27 protein-coding genes are annotated in these 21,929 nt (G+C 45.2%); 3 read left to right on the top strand and 24 right to left on the bottom strand.

The features are described from left to right. Positions 1–10 precede the first annotated feature (10 nt). The 18 genes from CHRO_RS16745 to CHRO_RS16665 all read right to left on the bottom strand — a co-directional run bounded on the left by CHRO_RS16745 (position 11) and on the right by CHRO_RS16665 (position 13,794). Positions 11–484: a hypothetical protein gene (locus CHRO_RS16745; protein WP_015155420.1), complete on the bottom strand. Its 474-nt coding sequence runs from the start codon at positions 482–484 to the stop codon at positions 11–13. 227 nt (positions 485–711) lie between these two features. Continuing rightward, entirely contained in the window at positions 712–1,473 is a 762-nt protein-coding gene (locus CHRO_RS16740; RefSeq protein WP_015155419.1) for a phycobilisome rod-core linker protein CpcG4, read from the bottom strand. Between the two features lie 220 nt (positions 1,474–1,693). Further along, positions 1,694–2,437: a phycobilisome rod-core linker protein CpcG2 gene (locus CHRO_RS16735; protein WP_015155418.1), complete on the bottom strand. Its 744-nt coding sequence runs from the start codon at positions 2,435–2,437 to the stop codon at positions 1,694–1,696. A gap of 114 nt (positions 2,438–2,551) precedes the next feature. Beyond that, positions 2,552–3,391, bottom strand: coding sequence for a phycobilisome rod-core linker protein CpcG1 (locus CHRO_RS16730; protein ID WP_015155417.1), 840 nt, complete (start codon positions 3,389–3,391; stop codon positions 2,552–2,554). Positions 3,392–3,475: 84 nt separating this feature from the next. Continuing rightward, positions 3,476–4,114 carry a C-phycocyanin alpha-cysteine-84 phycocyanobilin lyase subunit CpcF gene (locus tag CHRO_RS16725; protein ID WP_015155416.1) on the bottom strand — a complete coding sequence of 213 codons (639 nt, stop codon included), beginning with the start codon at positions 4,112–4,114 and terminating at the stop codon, positions 3,476–3,478. A gap of 77 nt (positions 4,115–4,191) precedes the next feature. Further along, positions 4,192–5,010 carry a C-phycocyanin alpha-cysteine-84 phycocyanobilin lyase subunit CpcE gene (locus CHRO_RS16720; RefSeq protein ID WP_015155415.1) on the bottom strand — a complete coding sequence of 273 codons (819 nt, stop codon included), beginning with the start codon at positions 5,008–5,010 and terminating at the stop codon, positions 4,192–4,194. A gap of 16 nt (positions 5,011–5,026) precedes the next feature. Further along, positions 5,027–5,266 (bottom strand): rod-capping linker protein CpcD, encoded by a 240-nt coding sequence (locus CHRO_RS16715; RefSeq protein WP_015155414.1) that lies wholly within the window; start codon positions 5,264–5,266, stop codon positions 5,027–5,029. A gap of 57 nt (positions 5,267–5,323) precedes the next feature. Next, positions 5,324–5,647: a rod-capping linker protein CpcD gene (locus tag CHRO_RS16710; protein ID WP_015155413.1), complete on the bottom strand. Its 324-nt coding sequence runs from the start codon at positions 5,645–5,647 to the stop codon at positions 5,324–5,326. A gap of 89 nt (positions 5,648–5,736) precedes the next feature. Next, positions 5,737–6,615 carry a phycobilisome linker polypeptide gene (locus CHRO_RS16705; protein WP_015155412.1) on the bottom strand — a complete coding sequence of 293 codons (879 nt, stop codon included), beginning with the start codon at positions 6,613–6,615 and terminating at the stop codon, positions 5,737–5,739. Between the two features lie 150 nt (positions 6,616–6,765). After that, positions 6,766–7,254: a C-phycocyanin subunit alpha gene (gene cpcA / locus CHRO_RS16700; protein ID WP_015155411.1), complete on the bottom strand. Its 489-nt coding sequence runs from the start codon at positions 7,252–7,254 to the stop codon at positions 6,766–6,768. A 97-nt stretch (positions 7,255–7,351) separates the two neighbouring features. Continuing rightward, entirely contained in the window at positions 7,352–7,870 is a 519-nt protein-coding gene (locus tag CHRO_RS16695) for a C-phycocyanin subunit beta (protein ID WP_015155410.1), read from the bottom strand. 438 nt (positions 7,871–8,308) lie between these two features. Next, positions 8,309–8,554 carry a hypothetical protein gene (locus CHRO_RS32400; protein ID WP_181824186.1) on the bottom strand — a complete coding sequence of 82 codons (246 nt, stop codon included), beginning with the start codon at positions 8,552–8,554 and terminating at the stop codon, positions 8,309–8,311. Beyond that, complete coding sequence (locus CHRO_RS16690) at positions 8,544–9,209, bottom strand: HEAT repeat domain-containing protein (RefSeq protein ID WP_051033248.1); 666 nt, start codon at positions 9,207–9,209, stop codon at positions 8,544–8,546. Before CHRO_RS16690 ends, CHRO_RS32400 begins: the two co-directional genes overlap by 11 nt. A gap of 105 nt (positions 9,210–9,314) precedes the next feature. Next, positions 9,315–10,079 (bottom strand): HEAT repeat domain-containing protein, encoded by a 765-nt coding sequence (locus CHRO_RS16685; protein WP_015155408.1) that lies wholly within the window; start codon positions 10,077–10,079, stop codon positions 9,315–9,317. 62 nt (positions 10,080–10,141) lie between these two features. After that, positions 10,142–10,984, bottom strand: coding sequence for a phycobilisome linker polypeptide (locus CHRO_RS16680; protein WP_015155407.1), 843 nt, complete (start codon positions 10,982–10,984; stop codon positions 10,142–10,144). A gap of 135 nt (positions 10,985–11,119) precedes the next feature. Beyond that, on the bottom strand, positions 11,120–11,608 hold the full coding sequence (locus CHRO_RS16675) for a globin family protein (protein WP_015155406.1): 489 nt from the start codon (positions 11,606–11,608) through the stop codon (positions 11,120–11,122). A 130-nt stretch (positions 11,609–11,738) separates the two neighbouring features. Then, on the bottom strand, positions 11,739–12,257 hold the full coding sequence (locus tag CHRO_RS16670) for a phycocyanin/phycoerythrocyanin subunit beta (protein ID WP_015155405.1): 519 nt from the start codon (positions 12,255–12,257) through the stop codon (positions 11,739–11,741). Positions 12,258–12,858: 601 nt separating this feature from the next. Beyond that, the gene (locus CHRO_RS16665) at positions 12,859–13,794 is read right to left on the bottom strand and encodes an RluA family pseudouridine synthase (protein ID WP_015155403.1); all 936 of its coding nucleotides are present in this window, start codon (positions 13,792–13,794) and stop codon (positions 12,859–12,861) included. A gap of 209 nt (positions 13,795–14,003) precedes the next feature. Between CHRO_RS16665 and CHRO_RS16660 the strand changes: the two genes are divergently transcribed. From CHRO_RS16660 to CHRO_RS16650, 3 genes are all read left to right on the top strand, one after another. Continuing rightward, a complete protein-coding gene (locus tag CHRO_RS16660) occupies positions 14,004–15,581 on the top strand; it encodes a calcium-binding protein (RefSeq protein ID WP_015155402.1) in 1,578 nt (525 codons plus the stop codon). 570 nt (positions 15,582–16,151) lie between these two features. After that, the gene (locus CHRO_RS16655; RefSeq protein ID WP_015155401.1) at positions 16,152–16,526 is read left to right on the top strand and encodes a hypothetical protein; all 375 of its coding nucleotides are present in this window, start codon (positions 16,152–16,154) and stop codon (positions 16,524–16,526) included. Positions 16,527–16,646: 120 nt separating this feature from the next. Continuing rightward, positions 16,647–17,024: a hypothetical protein gene (locus tag CHRO_RS16650; RefSeq protein WP_015155400.1), complete on the top strand. Its 378-nt coding sequence runs from the start codon at positions 16,647–16,649 to the stop codon at positions 17,022–17,024. A 40-nt stretch (positions 17,025–17,064) separates the two neighbouring features. Here the strand turns inward: CHRO_RS16650 and CHRO_RS16645 are convergent, their stop codons facing one another. The 6 genes from CHRO_RS16645 to CHRO_RS16625 all read right to left on the bottom strand — a co-directional run bounded on the left by CHRO_RS16645 (position 17,065) and on the right by CHRO_RS16625 (position 21,798). Then, on the bottom strand, positions 17,065–17,799 hold the full coding sequence (locus CHRO_RS16645) for a DUF1995 family protein (RefSeq protein ID WP_041463219.1): 735 nt from the start codon (positions 17,797–17,799) through the stop codon (positions 17,065–17,067). A 100-nt stretch (positions 17,800–17,899) separates the two neighbouring features. Continuing rightward, a complete protein-coding gene (locus tag CHRO_RS16640) occupies positions 17,900–19,075 on the bottom strand; it encodes a cysteine desulfurase family protein (protein ID WP_015155398.1) in 1,176 nt (391 codons plus the stop codon). A gap of 5 nt (positions 19,076–19,080) precedes the next feature. Then, entirely contained in the window at positions 19,081–19,248 is a 168-nt protein-coding gene (locus CHRO_RS32395; protein WP_181824185.1) for a hypothetical protein, read from the bottom strand. A gap of 2 nt (positions 19,249–19,250) precedes the next feature. Then, entirely contained in the window at positions 19,251–19,847 is a 597-nt protein-coding gene (locus tag CHRO_RS16635) for a hypothetical protein (protein WP_015155397.1), read from the bottom strand. A 128-nt stretch (positions 19,848–19,975) separates the two neighbouring features. After that, positions 19,976–20,608, bottom strand: coding sequence for a hypothetical protein (locus CHRO_RS29730; protein ID WP_015155396.1), 633 nt, complete (start codon positions 20,606–20,608; stop codon positions 19,976–19,978). Positions 20,609–20,910: 302 nt separating this feature from the next. Then, positions 20,911–21,798 (bottom strand): DUF2267 domain-containing protein, encoded by an 888-nt coding sequence (locus CHRO_RS16625; RefSeq protein WP_015155395.1) that lies wholly within the window; start codon positions 21,796–21,798, stop codon positions 20,911–20,913. Positions 21,799–21,929: the final 131 nt, after the last annotated feature.

The following is a 21,929-nucleotide window of genomic DNA, read 5'->3' as shown; positions in this document are numbered from 1 at the left end:
TTTAGAACTGCTATACTAGCTTAGCAATCGAAATTGCTAAAGTATTGTATCCAATGTCTTCGCAAGCAGAGACTAAATCGCTTAAAGCATAATCTCGCTCGTCAACGTCTTCTAACGTTTTGGCAAGTTGTAAAGCTCGATCTAATAGATCTAATCCTCGATCTTCTATACCGAGCTTGACATACATACTACCTATTTTAATAAGTTCAGTTACTTTTGTAATTCGAGTGGGAATTGCTTGAGTAGTTTCTAAGGCTCGATCTAAAATTTCCAAACACTTATCTGCTAATTTTATTTCTATACACGCGATCGCCAATTCGTTTAAGTAATGTGCTTTAGTAGCAATATCGGCGATCGTTTCAACTTGTTCCAAGGTATCAGCCGATAATCGCAAAGCATTATCTCTGTGTATTGGCTTAACTTGCTTGCGCAACTTACTAATTAGAAACTGAATTCTTTCTTCAATTGTAAAATGGTTCTCCATTCTCACTCTTCTGGATTGGGCATCTTTACCCGCCCAGACATGCAAGCTGACTATAAAATATCTTACCAATGACAGATGACTAAAGATCGAGGACAAAAAATTACTGGATCTAATCGCCACTTGACTCAACTCATCACTTACAGCAAAACCGTTAGTTATAAGTCGAATCAGCGTGGAAACTAGACCCAGTGAATTAAATCAAAAATAAAGCTGAAATTTAATCAACTCTATTTTCTACCACGGGATGGTACTAGACTTAGATAGTCAAGGTCAAAGGCAGAAACGCGCTGAGCGTAATTACCTTTGTTATTAATCGATGCTGCCATATCAGCATACTTGCGAGGATCGCCTTCCCGTAGTTGTCGTTCTTTCGACTTGCGGCTGTAGAACTGATCCAGGGTAAAGCGCCAGTCTGTTTTGACTGTACCAGCAGTTTCGCGGAAATCGTCACCGTAACGAGGGGTAACGAGATTGAAGGGTCTACCTTCCATCCGCTTGCGCTGGAAAGGAACGATGTAATCCCCAAATGCATCGGTGTATTCATCGCTGTCTAGCAAGGCATCTACTAAACCGTAGAATCCTTTCGTACCGATGACAATTGACCAAGCAATTTGTTCTTCTTTGTTGTAAGAAGAACGACCTAAGAAACGCTTGAGGCAAATATCTACAAGCCGATAGTTATTATTAACTGAAACTACCATTTCGTAGAATCTTTCCGACTTAGCTAAGCCGCGAATGAAGTCGCGCACGGTAATTGCACGATTCTTCAACTGCGATTCTAGTTGAGTTTGGCGGTTGATTCTAAGAGTTTCGTGTTCGCTAAATACCTGACGGTAAGCAGCCCAAATTAACTCTTGAATCTCTGCTGGAGAGTTAGCATCTTCCACACGATAGATGTATGGAGTGTCTTCGTTTTGATCCGCAATGCCGAAGCTGCGAACTCTGTGATTTTGCGTAGTTGGTTTGTAATCGAGTAACGGCAGTGCCATGAGGGATTCTCCCGTCTAGGTTAATCGCACAAAATGAAAACAGATAAATTCAAACTGAATTTATCGATCGCTTTCCAGGAATTGGAAAGTTTTTGAAACAAGCAAAGCCTATATATATAGAGCTTTCTAGCTTATTATCCCACGTAGGGTAGGCAGAATGTTGGTTCGTGAGTAAGTCAATCTGTGGCTGTGAGATTTTCCTACTATTAAACTTGCAAAATTACAGCCGCACGGGAAAACTTGCTGAGGGATTGATGGAAACTGGCGTTGCTGATTTTTCCTTCCGTGACGTATCAGGAATGCTAATATTAGCCGTGCTAACTGGCTGGGGTGTTACGGTTCTAATATTCAGCGATCGCGCCATATCAAAGAAGTTGCTAATCGCACCAGATTTATAGCGTTCGGTTTCCTCTTTATCGCGCCAGTAGTCGGCGTAACGTGGTGTTACCAAGTTAAACGGTCTATCTTTGAACCGTCGCCGCTGGTAGGGTACGGTAGTATCGCCAAAATTCTGCTGGTACTCTTCGCTATCAATTAGGGCATCGACAAAACCACCCCAGCCAAGGGTAGCAATTTTAATCGACCAAGCAATTTCTTCGTCTTTGTTGTAAGATGCACGTCCTAGCAACCGCTTTAGGGCAATATCTACGAGTCGATAGTTCGAGTTTGTTTCTACCACCAAGCGGCGGAACGATGCTGACTTAGCTAAACCGCGAATAAAGTCCCGCACGGTGATAGCGCGATTCTTCAGTTGAGATTCTAGCTGTTCTTGGCGATAGAATTTGAGAATTTCGTGTTCGCTAAAAACTTGGCGATACGCAGCCCAAATCAATTCTTGATTATCGCTGGGTTCTGTACAATCTTCCAAGCGATAAATCCAAGGAGTATCTTCACTTGGAACTTCGTAACCAGCCACCCGCTGATTTTGCGAACTGGGTTTGTATTCGAGCAGAGGTATTGACATATGTACAGTGAGTAGTGAGTAGTGGGGAGTGGGAGAGTGGGAGTCGGGAGTAATTGCGAATTGCCAATTGAATTGTCTTCCTTGTCCCCCTTGTCTTCCTTGTCTTCCTTGTCCTTAATTCCTCGGATCGGAGGGAATGTAGTCGTAGGGTAAAGCGACTTTGGTAGGTTTGATCGTAGTTTGGGGCAATGTGTCTTTGCGTGTTGTATCGGGGATCTCCATTGTTGAGATTTGAGAGAGAACCCGATCGCGCGATCGTTGATAGTTGACTTCTGGGGTCAAAATACTACCAGCCATTGCCAAGAAGTTAGAGGGAATTGCCCGACGTACCACTTCTTTAGTAACATCGCCAGTCTTGCGGGCGCTGTAGAAGCCCCGACCTTGCAAGTTGCGGATGCTTTCGCGATCGCGCCAGTCGCCGTTATAACGTGGGTTTACCAAGTTAAAGGGACGACCTTTATAACGACGGCGTTGATAGGGTACGATGTCGTTGCCGAAGTTTTCCCGATACTCTTCGCTATCGACGATCGCATCGATAAAGCCGTTCAAACCTTTGGTAGCGATGACAATTGACCAAGCGATTTGCTCTTTTTGGTTATAAGTAGCCCTTCCCAAAAACCGCTTAAAGGAGATATCCACTAAGCGATAGTTAGAATTGGTTTCTCCAACTAATTCGCGATAGACATCCGATTTACCCAAACCGCGAATAAAATCTCGCACGGTAATAGCACGATTGCGGAGTTGAGATTCGAGGAAAGGCTGGCGATAGCTTTCAATAATCAGGTGTTCGCTAAAGATTTGGCGGTAACCTGCCCAGATAATTTCATCGATATCCGATGCCGAGGAAGTATCTGTTAAGCGATAGCCAATCGGCGTATCTTCGCTAGGAACTTCGTAACCCTCAACCCGCTGATTTTGGCTGGAGGGTTTGACTTCAAGTAATGGTATTGACATTTTTCACTTATCAGTTGACAGTTGTTGGTTGTCGTAGGGGCGGGTTTTTTTAAGCAAGCTGTACTAGAACAAATAATTCTGCGGTTAAACCCGCCCGTACCGATCTGCGGAAACGCCGAGCGCGAGTTGGGCGCGGGCGCGGACTGCTGAATCGGGATCGGACTCAATAATTTGGATTAAATGAGGCTGAATTTTTGCTTGTAGGTCTGATAGTTGTAGCAAACCATGCAAGCCCACCACAGCCGCGTAACGAATCGACCAGTCGGAGTCTTGAGAGACTGAGAGTAAGGTTTCCAGGGCTTGATGCTGTGCTGCGGCGCGATCGGCGGGAGTGGCAATATTCTGCCAATGCAGATTACCCAAACCCTTAGCAGCTGCCCTGCGGACGCTAGGAGCAAAATCCGTCGCTGCTGCTGTCGCCAATACTTCTAAAGCAAGAGGATCGGCGATCGCAGCTATAGCGCGAATGCTATAAGCCCGCGCCCCGTAGTTATAGCCATCCAATTTATCAATTAATGGCTTTACTGCTTTCGCACCCAATTGCGTTAACCCCTCTACCGCTGCTACTGCGGCAACTGGGTTGTTGTAACCCAGTACGGCAATTAAAGTTGCAATCCCCGCCTCATCTTTTGCTGCTGCCAGCGATCGCACCGCCGCCACCAAGCTTTCGGACGAATCTGCCCGATCTACGGCTTGAATGAGGTTTTGGGTTGAGGTGGTCATGGGAGTGGCTAGTGGCTAGTGGCTAGTGACTGGGGAAAGAGAGAGAGGCTAAACTCTACACTTTTTGCCTCTTGCCTTTACAATAAGGAATCCATCAGACTCATCAAATGGATGGCTGAATCGGAAAGTTGAGTAGGCTGGGTTTGCAGTTGCGACTCTAGGAGTCCTTTGAGGGAGAGGAGTTTGAAGCTATTTTCCGCCCTACAGGAGGCGATCGCTGCGGCTGCACCGACGTAACCAATTGCCCCTAGATCTGATAAAACGACCCGTCGCAATTTCAGGTCGTCGCTGTTCAACCCAGCTAATAAGCGCTGTCCGTAGCTATCTTCTTGAGTCAACTGGTACATTGCCCGCAGTGCCGCATATTGGATTTTGGGACTCGGATGCTCTGTAAATGGCTGAATCAGAGGAATGGCTGATTTGGCTTGTAGCGCTCCCAAAGCTTCGAGAACGCTATCATAGGGCTGAGTCAGATGGGGTCTACCTGGTACGTCAACGGCAGCATCAACGCCGCCATCTAACAGTTTCATTAGCACGGGAATTGCAGATGGATCGCCTAACATGGCTAAAGATTGGGCTGCGGCTTCTCTGACGTAGAAATCGTCGCAGTCCAAACAGCAAATAAGCCCTGGGACTGCTCGCCGATCGCTCAGCTTGCCCAAGGCTCTTGCTGCATTACGGCGCAGGGGATAACCGCCTAATTCTGTCCGGTCGGCTTCATCTTCTAGGGCAGCGATCAAAGCATCAACGGCGGCTGGTTCTCGGACGCGAAATTTGCCCAACCACCAAGCTGCGTAATAACGCAAGCTCAGATCTGGCGATCGCAGGTTGGCGATCGCTTGTTCCACCGTTAATCCCGTTGCTCCTACCTCTAGTTCTTCCGCACTAGACTCCATTGCGTCAAACCTATGCCTACTTCACAGTCGATAGTGGTTCGATCTTGACAATTTTGCCACCCAAGCGAGTAATCCGCTGCATTTCTTCGTTCATCCGGCTGTAAGGAACGGTGACGAATACGCTACCGCTGCGACGGATCTCGTAGTTATTTTTGTCGGTTTCGTCGTTCTGCCGCAAGCCTACGACTTCATAACGAAACATCCGGCTAGAGGCGGAGGAAACTCCGTTTGCACCAACAGTTGTTTGACCGAACATTGCTTCTATATCTCCATATAACCGTAAGCTATTCAGTTAAGTGCAGATCTCCGATCTTTATTTATCGGCTTTTGTCGCCTTGCTTTTGCCTTCGGCTTTGACATTTTGATGAGCTGCGGTCGCATCGCTTTTAGGTTTACCGTCGCCATCAAAAGTTACGGGTGCAATGCTCACGATTCTGCCACCCATGCGGTGAATTCGCTGCATTTCTTCATTCATGCGGTTGTAGGGAACCGTAACCACAAAACTGCCACTACTGCGAATGGGATAGCTCAATTGGTCAGATTCGTAAGTCTGACGCATCCCCTCAACTTCATAGCGAAATATGCGATTTTCGGCGTTACTGAGCCTACCACTGCCAAGTGAGGTTTGACCAAACATAGTTTAAGAGGCGCTGCAATGATTAAATGTGTGGTTTGTGATTTGTCATTTGTCATTGATTGGAACAAATGACGAATGACAAATGACTGCTAAGCTGGATTCACGCTGACGATTCTGCCACCCTTTTTGGTGATTTCCTGTAGCTTCTGCGATAACCGCTCGTAGGGAACCATAATCGCAGTGCTGCTCCGGCGCACTTTAGGATAACCTGGTTGCAACAGTCCCGTAACTTCGATCCGGTAGACTCGTCCGCTTTCTTCTTGTGTCCCGCCGATCGCTTTTTTGGGAGCTGAATCTTTAGGAATCGCTGCACCAAAATTCCAGCGCGTACCGCTAGACGGTTGAACGATGGTCGAAGATTGGTTGCGACCGATTTCTCCCATGAGGCGGGGGGATTTGCCTCCAATCGAACCGCGATCGCTTGTAGCGTAACCGCGATAGAGGCGGAACATCCGGCTAAAGCCTACTGTTCTCGATCCTGGTTCGACGGAAAATCCACGATAGTACGGTACGACATTGTTACCGAAGTTGTTGTCGTACTCAACACTATCTAGATAAGAATCGATCTCGGCATCGTAGCCCACATCCTCGCAAAGCTCTGTATGATAGGCTAGTTCTGCCTCATCGTAAGGAGGGCGACCCAACAAATGCTTAAAATTGAGTTCGACAAAGCGTTGGTTGGAATTGGGATAGAAAAACTTGTTTTTGTATAAATCTGATTTGGCAACAGCACGGACAAAATCTTTGACAGTAAAGTTTCCTTGCCGTAGTAAAGATTCAGCTGAAGTCAGGCGTTCTGCCTTCATCACGTAATCGTTACCTAAAACTTGACGATATACGGCTCGGATGACCGATTGCAATTCGTCCTCTGTCCAATCTGGTCGTAGTTCGACTCTGGATGAGGCATCAAATGCAGAAATCCCCAGCCGTCCTGCTGCTGCTAAAATATCTGCTGGTAAAACGCTCATACACCGCTCTCCCGAAGCAACTAATCTTAAAATGGGTTTGCTGACTATTGGTTTTCTGACAAATGCGAAAAACAATGCCCAGAGCTAGGTGCAACTGCTAGTTCTCTCGATCCAGCACTTGCACCCCTCTCTGGGCAAGCTTGACGCTCTCTAGCTTAGAGCGTTGATAGCGTAGTCGAGGTAGGTGTTAGCTTCGTTAGCAGCTTGTCCAGACAGACCGTGGTTGGATTTGATGTGCTTGAGAGCTTCAACGTACCAGCTAGGAGACAAATCGAAGGAACGGTTGATTTCGTCTAAACCAGCGATTAGGTACTCATCCATTGGACCTGTACCACCAGCTACTAAGCAGTAGGTAACCATCCGCAGGTAGTGACCGATATCGCGAGCGCACTTGGATTTACCGCGTGAGTCAGCAGCGTACTGAGGTCCTTGCATTTGGGTGGTGTAAGGAAACTTGCTGTATACAGCTTGAGCAGCACCGTCAACGAGTTGTTGAGCTTTGCTGGTCAGAGCGCGAGCAGCTTCCATGCTAGCAGAAGCGCGATCGAAACGACCGTTGATTGCTTGTAGCTCGGTGTTGCTTAAGAAACGACCTTGGGTATCGGCAGCGCCAATTGCTTCAGTAATTGGTGTTTTCATTGTTTGAAATTCTCTAAATATTTGCAGTTGGTTAACTTGGGTCAGGTTAAGGACGATTGGCGTTTAGCTAGTCATTGCTAATCGCTAAAAGCCTTACTTATGCAACAGCAGCAGCAGCGCGATCGAAGTAGCTAGCAACTTCAGACATCAACTGGCTGCAGTCGCCTTGGGTGATACCGTTGGGATCGTTAGCAATCTTGACAGCAGCTTCCTTCATTTTTTGAACGCCTACAGCTACGGAAGAACCAGGAGTTCCCAAAGCTTGGTAGGTTTCGCGCAGTCCGTTCAAGCAGCGATCGTCGAGTACGCTTGCATCACCTGCCATTACAGCGTAGGTTACGTAGCGCAGGATGATTTCCATGTCGCGCAAGCAAGCAGCCATGCGACGGTTGGTGTAAGCATTACCACCAGGAGCGATCAACTGGGGTTGCTCTTCAAACAAAGCGCGAGCAGCGTTGGTGACGATGGTGGAAGCGTTGCTGGTGATGCGGTTTACGGTATCCAGGCGCTTGTTACCATCTCTTACTAGACCGGAAAGAGCGTCAAATTGCTCGGTGCTCAGGAACTCGCCTCTGGAGTCGGCTTGAGCAACAACCTTTGCAAATGCGTCTAACATGAACTAATTTCTCCTACTTGCGAAAGTTGAGCGCAGTTTTTTGATTAAAATTGGCGGTGTTTTATCAAGTTTGGAATGAATCACAACAAACACAAGCCGCATCCTCGGTTAAGCTGGTTTTTTATTTCCTCTACCAACGATTGTTATGTTGTCGTCAGAATTATGAGAAAAACTTCCACTTTTATGAGAAAATATCCAACTTGTTTTTTTCCTGAGTTTTGCTGAGCTTCTGTCTGTTATTGATCCCTCCAGGTTATGTTTATACAACGCCATAAGTGCATTATTTATTACGAATTGTTAAGCTTAACGTGATTCCGTCAATAAAAGCTCCAAATCCTTTACATATAAGAGATTTCACGGTTAATTTTTGTGATTTTCTTTAAAAAACTTAGTAGTATTTATACTTATTATTCGGTATAAATATGTTTTCATATTTTCTTAATATTTTCTTGATGTAAGTAAAAAGAGCAAATACAGAGTTTTTAAATCTTTATAGTTATGAAATAAATGTAAATAAATATGAATAGTTTGCTGATAAATATTACCGATAATTACGAAAATATGGGAGTCGGGAGAGTGGCTAGTGGCTGGTGACTGGTGGCTAGTAGAGTGTAGGGTGTGGAGATTGTAAATTTTTTTCTCCCTTGTCTCCCTTGTCTCCTTTGTCCTTTCCCTAACCCCCAACCCCGAATTTCTCCGCCAGAGCCATGCGGATGCGGATTTGAACTACACGGTCTGATTCTTGAGTTAAGGCTTGTTGCAAGACAGCGATCGCCTCCTGCGTGCCTATTTCTGCTAAGGATAAGGCAGCAGCGTAACGCAGCGCCCAATCTTCGGGTGACAGCAATGCCCAACTCAGCTTATCCACGGCACGGTGAATTATCTGAGCATCGATCGCCGTACTACCAATTTTGCCCAAACCTCTAGCAGCAATGCGCCGAACGTTTCCCTGACAGTGGTTTGCTACAGATACCCCGACGACTTCTTCTAAAATGGCGATCGCTTGACAATCACCAATTTGAGCTAAAGCTTGAATGATGTGTGCTTGTACCCCTTGGTCTGTAGCCGTGTAGTAGGTGGAAATTAGGGCTTCTAACGATAGAGAAGCCAACTGAATGAGTTGAGAGGTAGCAACTGCTCTTACACCTGGATGATGATGGCTTAATGCCTCGATGAGAGGGGGAATCGCATCGGGGGTACGATAAGCGGCGATCGCCTCAATTATCGCGATCGCCTCTGCTGGAGTCGAGCTAGCACGTAACTGTTCGATAATATTTTCTAATGAATCACTGACTCGCACGGAAGTACAGTCAGCTTGGCTAACATCAAATTGAGTCATTTTGATTTCTGTACGGGCGGGTTGACCTGCAAATCTTTTGACTTCTGACTTTTGACTTTTCTAAAGTTGACCTACAAATCTTTTGACTTCTGACTTTTGACTTTTCTAAAGCTGAATTAACAAATCGTCGATCGCATTGAAAAGCAGCCCAGAATCAGATGAGATTGTATCTCTTGCATCACCATTCAATCCAGCTTCTAGAATCTGCTTTAAATTCAACAGCTTCAAATTGTTGGGAACCCTAGCCGCAATAATTGCCTGGATAACCTCTTGACTTTGACCGATCGCGCCTAAATCGAAAATTGCTGCCCAGCGTAAATAAACATTGTCGTGGTTGAGAGTTTTGATAATACGTTCTATGTAGTGCGATTCGCGGGTTAATAAATACATATACCGCGCTGCCGCACACTGCACCCGCTCTGAGGGATGCTGTAGGCAAGGCTCGATCTGCGGACGAGCCGACCAAACTTGTAGGGTTCCCAAAGCTTCAATCAAAGCCTCATCTGGCTGCTGTTGAGAATGTAACAAATCGAGCAAAGGGTTAATTGCACGTCGATCGCCAATAGCAGCTAAAGCTTGAATGACTGCTTCTCGCAGTTGTAGATCTTCCTGACAGCTTAGTGCTTCAATTAGAGCTGGCACGGCTTGGGAATTTTTCAGTTGCCCTAATGCTCTAGCTGCCTGACGACGCAAGGGATATCCCCCTGTTTCCAACCGATAGCGATCGTCAAATAGTGCTTCACACAGCGCCGCACAAGCCGACTGTACTTGATGCTTTCCCAACCACCAAGCGGCATAGTAGCGAATTTGATTATCTTCTCCTGCCAAAGCTGCGATCGCGGCTTCTGGGGTCAAAATTGGTTCGTTCATTCGGATTAAATCTTAAATAGTAGGGGCGCACAGCCGTGCGCCCCTACTGTTATTTCCCAAATCTACACAGGCGTAATTCTGACGATCTTGCCACCAGTTTTATGAATTTCCTGGTAAGTCGCTGACAGCCTCTCAAAAGGTACGTTGTATACTTGTACGCTACGGCGCACGGGTACTCTACTGCCAACTGTACCCGCTATGGCTTCGATGACAAACATCCGACTGTCACCTTGAGCGGGAGAAACTCCCAGCGTTCCAGCCGATCTGGAGCCAAAAGACAAGCCAGAGGGCGATGAAGGTGGTGTAATCCAGTTAGTTTGATTGCGAGATATTTGCGTCCTCAAGCGAGCATTACGCCGCCCATATTGCGAGTTATCGCTACTAGCTGCACCGCGATACAAAGCAAACATCCGAGGAAAGCCTACAGTCTTTTGACCGAGTTGAGATTGAAACCCGCGATGGAAAGGTACAACCCAATCGCCAAAAGCTGCATCGTATTCGGGACTATCTATGTAAGAATCAATATCTGCATCCAAGCCTTTTGAGGCATATAAATCGACATGGTAGGCAACTTCTGACTGGTCGTAGGGTGCGCGTCCTAATAAATGCTTGTAGTTTAATTCGATAAAACGCCCCTGAGAATTATTGTGGAAAAAGCATTCTCTGTAAAACTCAGATTTTGCTAAAGTTCGCACGAATTGCCGCACTGTAGTTTTGCCATTGCGCAACAGCGATTCAGCGCTAGCAAACCTTTGGCTAGCATAGACTCCTTGTCGCCCGAATATTTGCTCGTAAGCAGCTCGAAAGACTTTTTGTAAATCGTCTTCAGTCCAATTTTGTCGCAGCTCGACTTTTCCATCGGCGATCGCATCATTTACAAACTGAGCTATAACTGTTCCACTCATTTTTTATTCCCTTGATTTTGCTGATTACTAACAATTAATTGGTAATTGATAATTGGTGTTGAGAATTGGAAACATTCCATTACCCATTACCTATTACCCATTACCAATTAGGCAAAAATCTATGTTGATGTTGTTTTAACTCAAAGCGTTGATCGCGTAGTTGAGATAAGTATTGGCTTCACCAGCAGCATCGCCAGACAAACCATGATTGTCACGGACGAATTCTAGTGCAGCAATATACCAACTAGGAGACAAACCGAGGGCGCTGTTGAATTCTTTCAATCCAGCGACAACATATTCGTCTAGGGGACCAGTACCACCGACAACGCAGCAATAGCTAATGGTGCGAAGATAGTGATCGATATCGCGCACGCACTTTGATTTACCTTCGGGAGTGGAAGCGTATTGAGAACCCTGCATTTGAGTTGTGTAAGGAAACTTTTGATAAACGTGATTGGCAGCTGCTTCTGCCCATTTTTTCCCATTATTAGCAAAAGCTTTGGCTGCTTCTATACCAGCTTGAGCGCGATTGAAACGACCGAAAATTGCTTGCATTTCGGTATTACTAACATACGAACCACGAGCATCAGCAGCAGCGATCGCTTCAGTTAAAGGTGTTTTCATTTGTGAATTCTCTCCAAACTAATTAGTAAGTAATGAGTGATGAGCCGTGAGTCGTGAAAAGAATTAATTGTAGATTCTGAATTCTTCTTTTCTTCTGACTCCTGACTCCTGGCTCCTGGCTCCTGATAAATTAAGCAACTGCACCAGCAGCGCGATCGAAGTAGCCAGCTACTTCAGACATCAATTGGCTGCAATCGCCGCGAGTAATGCCTTTGGGGTCATTGGCAATTGAAATTGCTGCATCTTTCATTTTTTTAATTCCTGAAGCGACTGCATCACCAGGAGTACCTAAAGCTTGGTAGGTTTCCCGCAGTCCGTTCAAACAGCGATCGTCCATGACGCTAGCATCTCCAGCTAATACGGAGTAGGTAACGTAGCGCAAAATAAAACCTAAATCGCGAATACAAGCAGCTTGGTTACGATGGTGGAAACAAGCACCACCAGGGTTAAATACTTCTGGTCTTTCGGCTACTAATGCGCGATACGCATTTGCCACAATTGTAGAAGCGTTGCTCGTCAAACGATTAACTACATCTAAACGCTTGTTGCTATCAGATACCATCGCCTGAAGTCCGTTCAGTTCATCACCACTCAGGTAAGAACCCTTGCGATCGGCTTGTTCGACTACGCGAGAAAAAGCGTCAAGCATTTTTTCAATTCTCCTAAATTTTATTGCTTCTATTTCTATCGGTGCGAGCGCACGGGAAAGCACAAACAAAACTTTGTCTCAGCCACAATATTTCTCTATGCCAACAATAAGCTAATACGATAAATATCACTGATTAGCTATAAAGTATTTTGAGAAAATATCGTTGGAAACGAAAGTTTTATTCGCTATAAATTCCTCGTAAGTTTTTTATACAATGCGCTCGATCGCCAATTGGTTAAATAATATTAAACTGTGTAAAAATGCACTGAAAACTAACGAATTCATTTGCTCAAATAGCTTTCAGTTATCTGAAATGAAAATTGAGTTATATAACTTAATTGTTTCTGTCAAAACTTGATGTGATTTGACTAAGCATTTTTACAGATACATGCCTTGGCTCATCTAGTTTTGAGAGTATTAATGCTTACCAATGTTCAACTCAGTTTTATTGCGTTTTGTAAAGCTAAGTTAAGAAATCGTAGAAATATTTTTCAGTTTTTTCACTCTCATGAAAGATGGCGATCGCGAGAAAACATATCTGTAGGGGCGCACAGCTGTGCGCCCCTACAATTTACAATCAATGCGTAAATTATGTTTTTGCCTAACGAGAAGCCACTATTCTCCGCCGTAAGACTTCCAAAAGCGTGTTAAATTCTGCTGGAGGTGCTGCTGTCACCTCGATCGCCTCTCCAGTTACTGGGTGTTGTAGCGTGAGTCGCCAAGCGTGTAAAGCTTGTCCAGAAAGATTTACACCAACAGAACGCCCAGACCCATAAATCGGATCGCCCACAATGGGATGACCGATATGGGCGCTATGGACGCGAATTTGATGAGTGCGCCCGGTTTCTAATTGAAAATGAACTAAAGTATAGTTCCCTAACCTTTCTTTAACTTGCCAGAGGGTGATCGCTGCCCGTCCTCCCTTTTCTACAGGGACGATCGCCATTTTTTTGCGGTCTGTAGGATGGCGACCGATGGGCAAATCTACAGTTCCATTGGGCGATCGCGGCGCACCGTAAATAATACCCAAGTACTCGCGGCGGGCGGTTTTTGCCTTGAGTTGTGCTTGTAGGTGTTGTTGGGCAAGGTCAGTTTTGGCAATCGCGATCGCCCCCGTCGTATCTTTATCCAAACGATGAACGATGCCAGGGCGTTGCACTCCGCCTATGCCTGGTAAGTTTGGACAGTGGGCAAGTAAAGCATTAACTAAAGTACCATCAGCATGACCTGGGGCGGGATGAACGACTAACCCCGCAGGTTTGTTAATTATGAGTAGCGAATCATCTTCGTACAGGATATCGAGGGGAATTGCTTCGGGTTTGAGTTCTAACGGCTGAACGGCAGGAATTTCGATCCGAATGCGATCGCCTGTTTTCACCTCTGTTTTTTTTGCCGTGCAAACTGAATCGTTAATCTGGACGCAGCCTTGTTCGATCAACTGTTGCAGACGCGATCGCGACAATTGTGTGAGTTGTTGGGCAAGGTAACGGTCTAGGCGATCGTCACTGGCTGTTACCTGTAAATGAATTTCTGTCACGACTACTCTAAATCGATTCCTCTGCACTTCGCATTGTTAATTTTATCTAAGTCGCCCTTCATTCATCTTTGAGCCAAGCAAGAGTGCAGGTTCGATTGTTAGAAAAGATACGGTGTATCAATTACTTTTTATCACAAAGGTTCATCTTTCTCCGAAATACAGCACTATAACAGATTTAATTTTGCATCGATGAATACAGAAATAACTATATGGCGATTTTTAGAGGCACGATAAATAACGACACGTTAACTGGCACTGTAGGCGACGACCAAATCTACGGTTTAGCTGGGGATGACACTTTGCAAGGCAATTCGGGTAACGATCGCCTCTACGGTGAAGACGGAAACGATTACCTCTATGGCGACAATGGTAGCGATCGCTTATTTGGTGGGAACGGTGACGACCATCTTCAGGGGGGTGACGGCGACGACTACATTGAAGGGGGTGAGGGTAGCGACTATACAGAGGGTGGTAACGGCAACGACTATTTAGTCGGAGGAAATGAGAGTGAAGCCTTATGGGGAGACTCTGGAAACGACAAAGTTTTCGGTCAGAGTGGCAATGACTACATTCATGGAGGTGATGGCGAAGACTATTTAGAAGGCGGAGAGGGTAACGACGAAGTTTCAGGCGATAGCGGTAACGACAAGCTTTATGGCAATATCGGCAATGATTTTCTAGATGGTGGCGGCGATCGCGATATCTTAGAAGGCGGCGATGGTAAAGACCACTTGGTAGGAGGTGGAGGCAAAGACACGATATATGGTGGGGCTGGGGATGACTTTCTCGCTGGCGGTTACGATTCCGTCATTGGCTTTGGCGGGAATGATTCTATTGGTGGCAAAAACGACATCGATTTGTTATTTGGCGGTGCGGGAAAAGACACTTTTGGAATCGGTTACAGTACCGACGATGGCAATCCAACCACAGACGGCAGGCGAGATTACAGCTTAATTAAAGATTTCAATCCCCAAGAAGATACGATCCGGCTGAATGGCGCTAAAAGTAACTATATTCTGAAACCATCTCCTCAAGGTTTACCTCAAGGTACGGCAATTTATTTTGACAAACCGGGCAGTCAACCAGATGAACTATTAGCAATTGTCGAAAACAAATCGGGATTAAAATTGAGCGATCGCTACTTTACTACCACTGCTGAGGATAACTTTTACGGAACCTCTCAAGACGATTATTTTGACGCTGGGGTAGGAAATGATTACGTCAGGGCATTTGACGGTAACGATACCTTATTAGGTGGCGATCGTGATGATTTCATTGTTGGCGACAAAGGCAACGATATCCTCTTAGGTGGTAATGGTAATGATTCACTTTTAGGAACAACTCCATTTAGCCCGATGGATTCAGATTTCGTCAGTGGCGGTCGTCCCAATCCGTCAGTTCTGGGCAAAGGGCAGATAGACACTCTTACAGGTGGTGCAGGTAAAGATAACTTTTGGCTGGGCGAGTCATTAAGTGGTAAATACTATTCCTCTTATCGCTACTACGACGATGACAACGCTACAACTGTTGGCAACAATGACTATGCGTTAATTACAGACTTTAACCTTCAAGAGGACAAGATTACACTGATCGGACAACCGACTGACTACCTGCTAAAAGCAACCTCTGGCAGTTTACCCGCAGGTACGGGAATATACATCAACAAACCTGGAAGCGAACCAGATGAACTCATCGGCATTGTTAAGGATATATCGCCAACAAAGTTAAATTTGAGCAATTCCTACTTTTTCTACACCAATCCCGAACCCATTTCTGTTCCAATTTAAGACACGAGTAGGTCAGTTATCAGCGAACAAAAGTTGTAGGGGCGGGTTTAGCAAGTATGTTCGCGGCTAATGACCAGAAATCTCGACCCAAAACCCGCCCGTACCGGGAAATTTTGAATTGAAATTTTGATAGCGGGTTTCAATTGGGTAAAACAGACGATCTGTAGGGGCGCACAGCCGTGCGTCCCTACAAATGTCACGTCAACGCGATTTTCTTCGATCGCTAATGAAAGTAACTATATTGTATTAAAAACTTTATTCTTAATTATAACACAAAATCGCAATCAATTGCTTCACGATATACGATTTACTGATACCATGAGCAACTATTTTAGAGATGGATTTAAAGTTAAGATTTTCTAGCAAGCCGCAAGAAAATTTTGTTATGTAGAAAGCTGTCAAGATTTACCCAGAACGGTTTTTCTACCTTTCAATTCAATTCAAAAATGCTAAAATAAAGAGGAAAGCAGCAGGTTAATTAGCATCAAGATTGACTCCAATAAATCGCTGCTAATAGCTTAATTTCACTTGCTTTTTCGTGAAAAAATTTGAGTTGGTCGAAGATTGATAATGGTAACGCAACTGAATCACTACCCAGCCGCGATCGCCCAAGCAGCCCAGAGAGTAAACGAACTGGACTCGCAAATTATGGCAGTTCAACAGCTAATTAGCCGTGAAGAAGGAAACGCCGATCGGCTATCGGCGTTCGATATAGACTTAAAAAACGACACTCAACGTAAGGCACGTCGCTTTGAAGTTCTGCTAACTCATCAAGAATATCAAACGGCAGTCAATACACTCATGCGACTGACGGCTGATAAAGCTAATGCGATCGCGCACTTAGAATATTTACGCAATCAATTTAGTGTTGCCAAACTAGAAGCAAGACTAGAAATTGCCAAGCAACTCACTGATTTTGAGTCGCGAGAATTAGTAGGTTTGTAAGAACAGTTATCAGTTATCAGTTATCATCACAAATAATCCATAAGTTGTTGGTCAGGAGTCACTGTCGCGCCTGGTCATCGATAACTGGTCACTGATTTAATTCTCGCTCCCAACCTTTCCATGACGCAAGTTACTTTAGAAGAAATTACTAAATTGCAGGTTGAATTGACAAATTATCCCAATGCTCTTGCTGCTTTGCAAGAAATAGAAGAGTGTGAGGGAGATTTAGAAGATGCAGCTATGGTACTAGCAATTCGAGCCGGACAGCAACCAGATATAGCAAATGCAGAGTGGTTATCGAGTTTGGCAAAGAAATGTCGTGCCTTTATTTGTCGCCAAGAATTGCGATCTGCGTTAGCAAATGAATCTTTTGCGCCAGTAGTAGAACAACTAACAGCAGCTAAAATCTGCCCTACCCTACTGGTAATGCCTGTTTTGTTATACGTTCAAAAACAAGGCGTGGATGAATTCTGTCAACCTCTCGATCCGGTAGCTTAAAAAAGTCAAAAGTCAAAAGGTAAAAGTCAAAATGAATTTCTTAGCGACTCAAAGTCCGTAAGAATCTTTGCATACTAGCGAAAATTCCTGGTTTTCTCGATCCAGAAGCATTAGCAGTTTCAGTTGAATTGGATTGACTCGTACCTCCGTAGAGAATGGCATCGATTTCATCGCCCATTGGTTTTGTTGGTTGTTCGGTAATTAACTGAAACTCTTCTTCTATTTCCCGCCAGATTTGCCATTCACCGGGGTAGGAACGGAATACGGAGATATTTTCGATGGGGCGCAAATAGTAGCAAGATTCAATATTATTGAGAAAGCGGGTGCGTAATTGTCTTCCAGCGTAACCAATCCCGACAATCGCCACGTCTTCCAAACGAGGATTGAGCATCACTGTAGGACATGTAGCTAACTCGCACAACTTTTCTACTCGTTCGACTTCTACCGCAGAAGGCGAAATAAATAACAAAGCCTCATCTTCTGGTTCTATTTTTTCTTCCAGCGGCGATCGCGTGCCGATATCGACAATTTTAAATGGTACTTCTCCCCAATCCCGCCGTGCTAGCGCCGCCGCACCCGCATCGGGAAAAAACACCTTAAGTTGGGAGCCGAACTGAGTAAATTCTGCTAAAAATTGCTCAGCAACAGACATCGGTTTGAGTTCTGGGATCGCTAACTCCACTTGCAGGCGAGTATATCCATCCGCGATCGCTGCTGAAGTGGCTACTGCTGCTTGGGCGATCGCCTGTTCTAGCGTTTTGGGAAATTCTGTCATATGAGAGGGAGCAGGGGGGAGCTGAGGGAGCTGAGGGAGCTGAGGGGGAGAAGAGAGAATTGCAGAGCAACTACCAACTACCACTGATAACTGATAACAGTTAACTGTTAACTGATAACTGTAATTTTACAGGTATGAGGCGATCTAAAATTTGTTTCAGTACCGTTGCCGTCCAGTCAATATCGGCTGCTGTGGTTTCTCTACCTAGAGTTAAGCGAATTCCACTCAAAGCCGCAGCTTTGTCATATCCCATTGCTAGTAATATGGGACTGGGAGAAAGCTTACCACTATGACAAGCAGAACCAGCGCCGATCCCAATTCCCGCCAAATTCATTTGCCGCACAATAGTTTTCCCGCTGACTTTCTCGCCATCTGCGCCTTTAATGTAGAAACTAGCGTGGTGCGGTAGACGTGACTGGCGATCGCCTGTAGGGATGAGTTGAGGTACGTCAGCTAATTGAGCGAACAAGCGATCGCGCAATGACACCAAGCGCGATGTTTCCGTGGGCATTTCTTGAGCGGCGAGTTCTGCGGCAATGCCAAAACCAGCAATAATTGGTACTGCTTGCGTTCCCGATCGCAGTTTTGATTCTTGTCCGCCACCACCCAGCAACGGCACAATCTCCACCCCAGGACGAATGTAAAGCGCTCCTGCCCCTTGAGGACCGTAGATTTTATGACTGGAAAGGGATAATAAATCTACAGGTAGCTCTTGCAGATCTATAGGCAAGCGTCCGGCAACTTGGACAGCATCTGTGTGAAACAATGCGCCGTGGGAACGGGTAATCTTGCCCAAAGTCTCAATTGGTTGTAGCGTGCCAACTTCACTTTGACCATAAACGATTGAAACTAAAACTGTATTTGGTTGAAGTGCTGCTTGCAAGCGATCGGGATTCACGCACCCGTTGCCATCTACTGGTAAACGAGTCACCTGCCAACCCCACCGTTCTAGTAACCTTGCTGGCTCTGCGATCGCCGAGTGTTCGATACTAGAAATAATCAAGTGCTGGGGACTACTATAGCGTTGGGCAACCCCCATAATTGCTAAGTTATCTGCCTCTGTACCACCGGAAGTGAAGATAATTGACTCGGCGTTACGGGCGTTGACTAAGCTAGCCACCTGCATTCTGGCTTGTTCCAACACCGTTGCAGCGCGTCCGCCCCACTCGTGCAAGCTAGATGGGTTGCCCCATTGTTGAGTTAACACTGCTTGCATAGTCGAGATCGCCTCTAAACGAGTCGGCGTTGTCGCGCTGTAGTCGAGATAAATCTGCATGGATGTCAAGAGAATATGTGGTGCGCGATGAATGGGGTGTGGAGTGTGGGGTGTGGGAAGTGTGGGAGGATACAAGAGAGAATTTTGTCCCCGCTCTCCCTTGTCCCCCTTTGCCCCCTTGTCCCCCTTGTCTCCCTTGTCCCCCTTGTCTCCCTTGTCCCCTCACTCCTCACTCCTAATTAGACACTTCTGCCATCTCAATAATCTGTCCTTCAAGATCTTTGACCAAAAAGTTTAATGGCTTCTGGCTGAGAATTTTGTGCTTTAAATTCATCATTTCCACCCGCATCAAGACTTGTTCCAAACATTCGCGATCGAAACAGACATGGCGCTGCTGGTTTTTCTTCCCTAAACTAGCTCCAGTAATGATGTGGAGTTGGGTGTTTTTCTTGAGTTGATACCACAATCCATCGGGACCGTTAAATCCTTTGGTGCTGGTAAAACTCGGACTAGGAGAGATGTAGTAAGGATCGATCGTTCCAGCTGCGCCCAAGGTTTGCTCGTAGTTGTAGTAGTAGTGTAAAGGAACTTCGGCAGCGGGGAGATTGAGCATTCCTTCGTAAAGCTGACGGGCAATCTCTAAGTCAGATACCATAACGGTATAGACCTTCGGGGCGCTGGTGAGAAACATCCACATAGCAACCGCATAGGCTGCTAGTAGCATCACCATAATCCCCTGTGTAGAGAAGAGGCTATCCAGGGGTAGGGAGGGCAAAAAAGCACCTAAAGTAGGCGGAAGCAGAAACGATGTCGAACTCACTGCTGTAACCATGAATGGGTGATGGGGAATAAATAACTTGAGTTTTCGTGTGCTAGCACAAAATTAACCCAATGATACTAGTCTATCAAGAGGAGAATTATTCGTTTGTAAATTGTGATTGAGTCAGTAGTGAGTCGGATCTAATTCAGAAATACGTCTCCAGTCGGTTGAATTTGCAGAGATTGCTTATCTATCCCGAGGTCGGTGGTTGCATCTAGCATTAATTCTAGTACTCCTGGAGTTGGCGATCGCCCAGTTGCGTTCAGCAATCCGCCATCTTCGCGCTTGAATGTCACCGTTGTAGGTGTAACTAAGTTTTTGAGCGTGACATCCGATTTTCCTGGGAGCGATCGCGGTGCTGTATTGCCAATTGCTTGATAAGTGATTTTTGCTCCTGTCTGATTGATCAGCTTAATACTAACTTTGCCTTGATTCAATAGCACTGTCGTACTGGGAGGCTGCTGCTGTTCGGGTAGGGGTGGTTGAATGGGAGAAGGCGAAACTTGTGGAGTAGGGGACACTTGCGTATTAGGAGGCTGCTGCTGTTCGGGTAGGGGTGGTTGAACGGGAGCAGGCGAAACTTGGGGAATTTGTGTAGTTTGTGAAATATAGCTATTGTGTGGTGCTACTGTAACGATCTGAGAAAGAGACGTAAGTACTGACTTTTGCTCTGCTTGGGGTATAGCAACGGCAGGTAAATCGATTGTCAAACTGCTACAAATAACACCTAGCATTGCGATCGAGCCGCGCAGCCTCATACTACAGTTCTTCATTTTTCTCCAGTTACATATATATATTTACGTGAATCTAGATTTGACTGTTTTTCCAGCCAAGGCTGCATCTGAACTGATGAGTTATATAAATCAACCAAATTTCTCTAGCAATAGTTAGTTAAAACTTTGCTTTTCGAGAAGCATTTGGGTAGTTCGACATTGAATTATAGCAACAAATAATACATACCACCTGCTATTTCTCAAGAGGGGTTGGATCGTTTAGTAACAAATGACCAATAACCAATGACAAAACAGGGTAGGAGACAACTCCTACCCTGACTCAAAATTAACTTCAAATGTTCCTAAGCTGCGTCCCACAACTCGCGAACTCTACCAGGAAGGTATTGAGCTATCTCTTGAATCCGTTCCTGCGATAATTCTTCTTTAGTGGCAGAAAATACGGCTGAAACAACTTGTTCGCGGTCTAAATCGAAACCAGTTTTTGCCATTGGTGCTTCGTTTTTGACTCGGAACAAAAAGCGATCGTCATCAATATTAAATAGACCAGGACCGTGATGCTTTTTAAAAGGTGGACGGACGCGGCTGAGAAAGCCAACGATAGGATTAGTATCTTTCCAAAGATCTGCTACATCCATTTGTAACGCTTTGTCTTCTGTTGGCAGAACTTCCTTATCTTCTAATTCTTCCGCCACTCGATCTGATGCTTCCGTTGTCATTAAATCGCGCATGACGCGATAGACGACTTCTGTGACATCTCTAGCATCAAACAGATCCTCAAGTCCGCTTTTAAGCATGACTTTCTCTAAGAAAGGCATGTCTTTAGTCGCAATGGGAACTGAGGGACCTTCTTTTAATTCTTCTGGAGGTTTTGCCTCCATCTTCTCCAACATTCGGCGACCTTTTTCTGTCAATTCTGCTTGTTTGAAAGTAATCAAATGTGGCAAAGGACCATCAGATGAACCAAAAGTATTGGCAACTCTAAAATCAACTTCTTTAGGATTTACAGCATCGGGAACATCTTCCTGGTTGCCATAAGCATTACCACTAAATTCAGCCTTAATATACTGCTTTTGATTCAGATAATCCAAGTGTCCTAATAGTTCGGCTTTTGTTGGTTCGCGACCGATAAAGTCATCAGCAGTAAATTTTACTGGATGCAATTCTTGCCCAGTTTCATTGATTTTTTTCAAAATAATGTAGGCAACATCTTCTCTTAATGGAATGGTCATGAAATTACCCCTTAGCTTTTTATGCAGATTTTGACTGTAGCTAAAGAGAACCAACAAATTGTTTTTCAGTCCCTCTAGTGCTTGACTCAATTCAAGTCTTAGTGTAAATGAACTGAAGGAGGATCGAATTT

The sequence above is a fragment of the Chroococcidiopsis thermalis PCC 7203 genome, from assembly GCF_000317125.1.
Taxonomy (GTDB): Bacteria; Cyanobacteriota; Cyanobacteriia; order Cyanobacteriales; family Chroococcidiopsidaceae; genus Chroococcidiopsis; species Chroococcidiopsis thermalis.
This window is presented reverse-complemented; position numbering and strand designations above follow the sequence as displayed.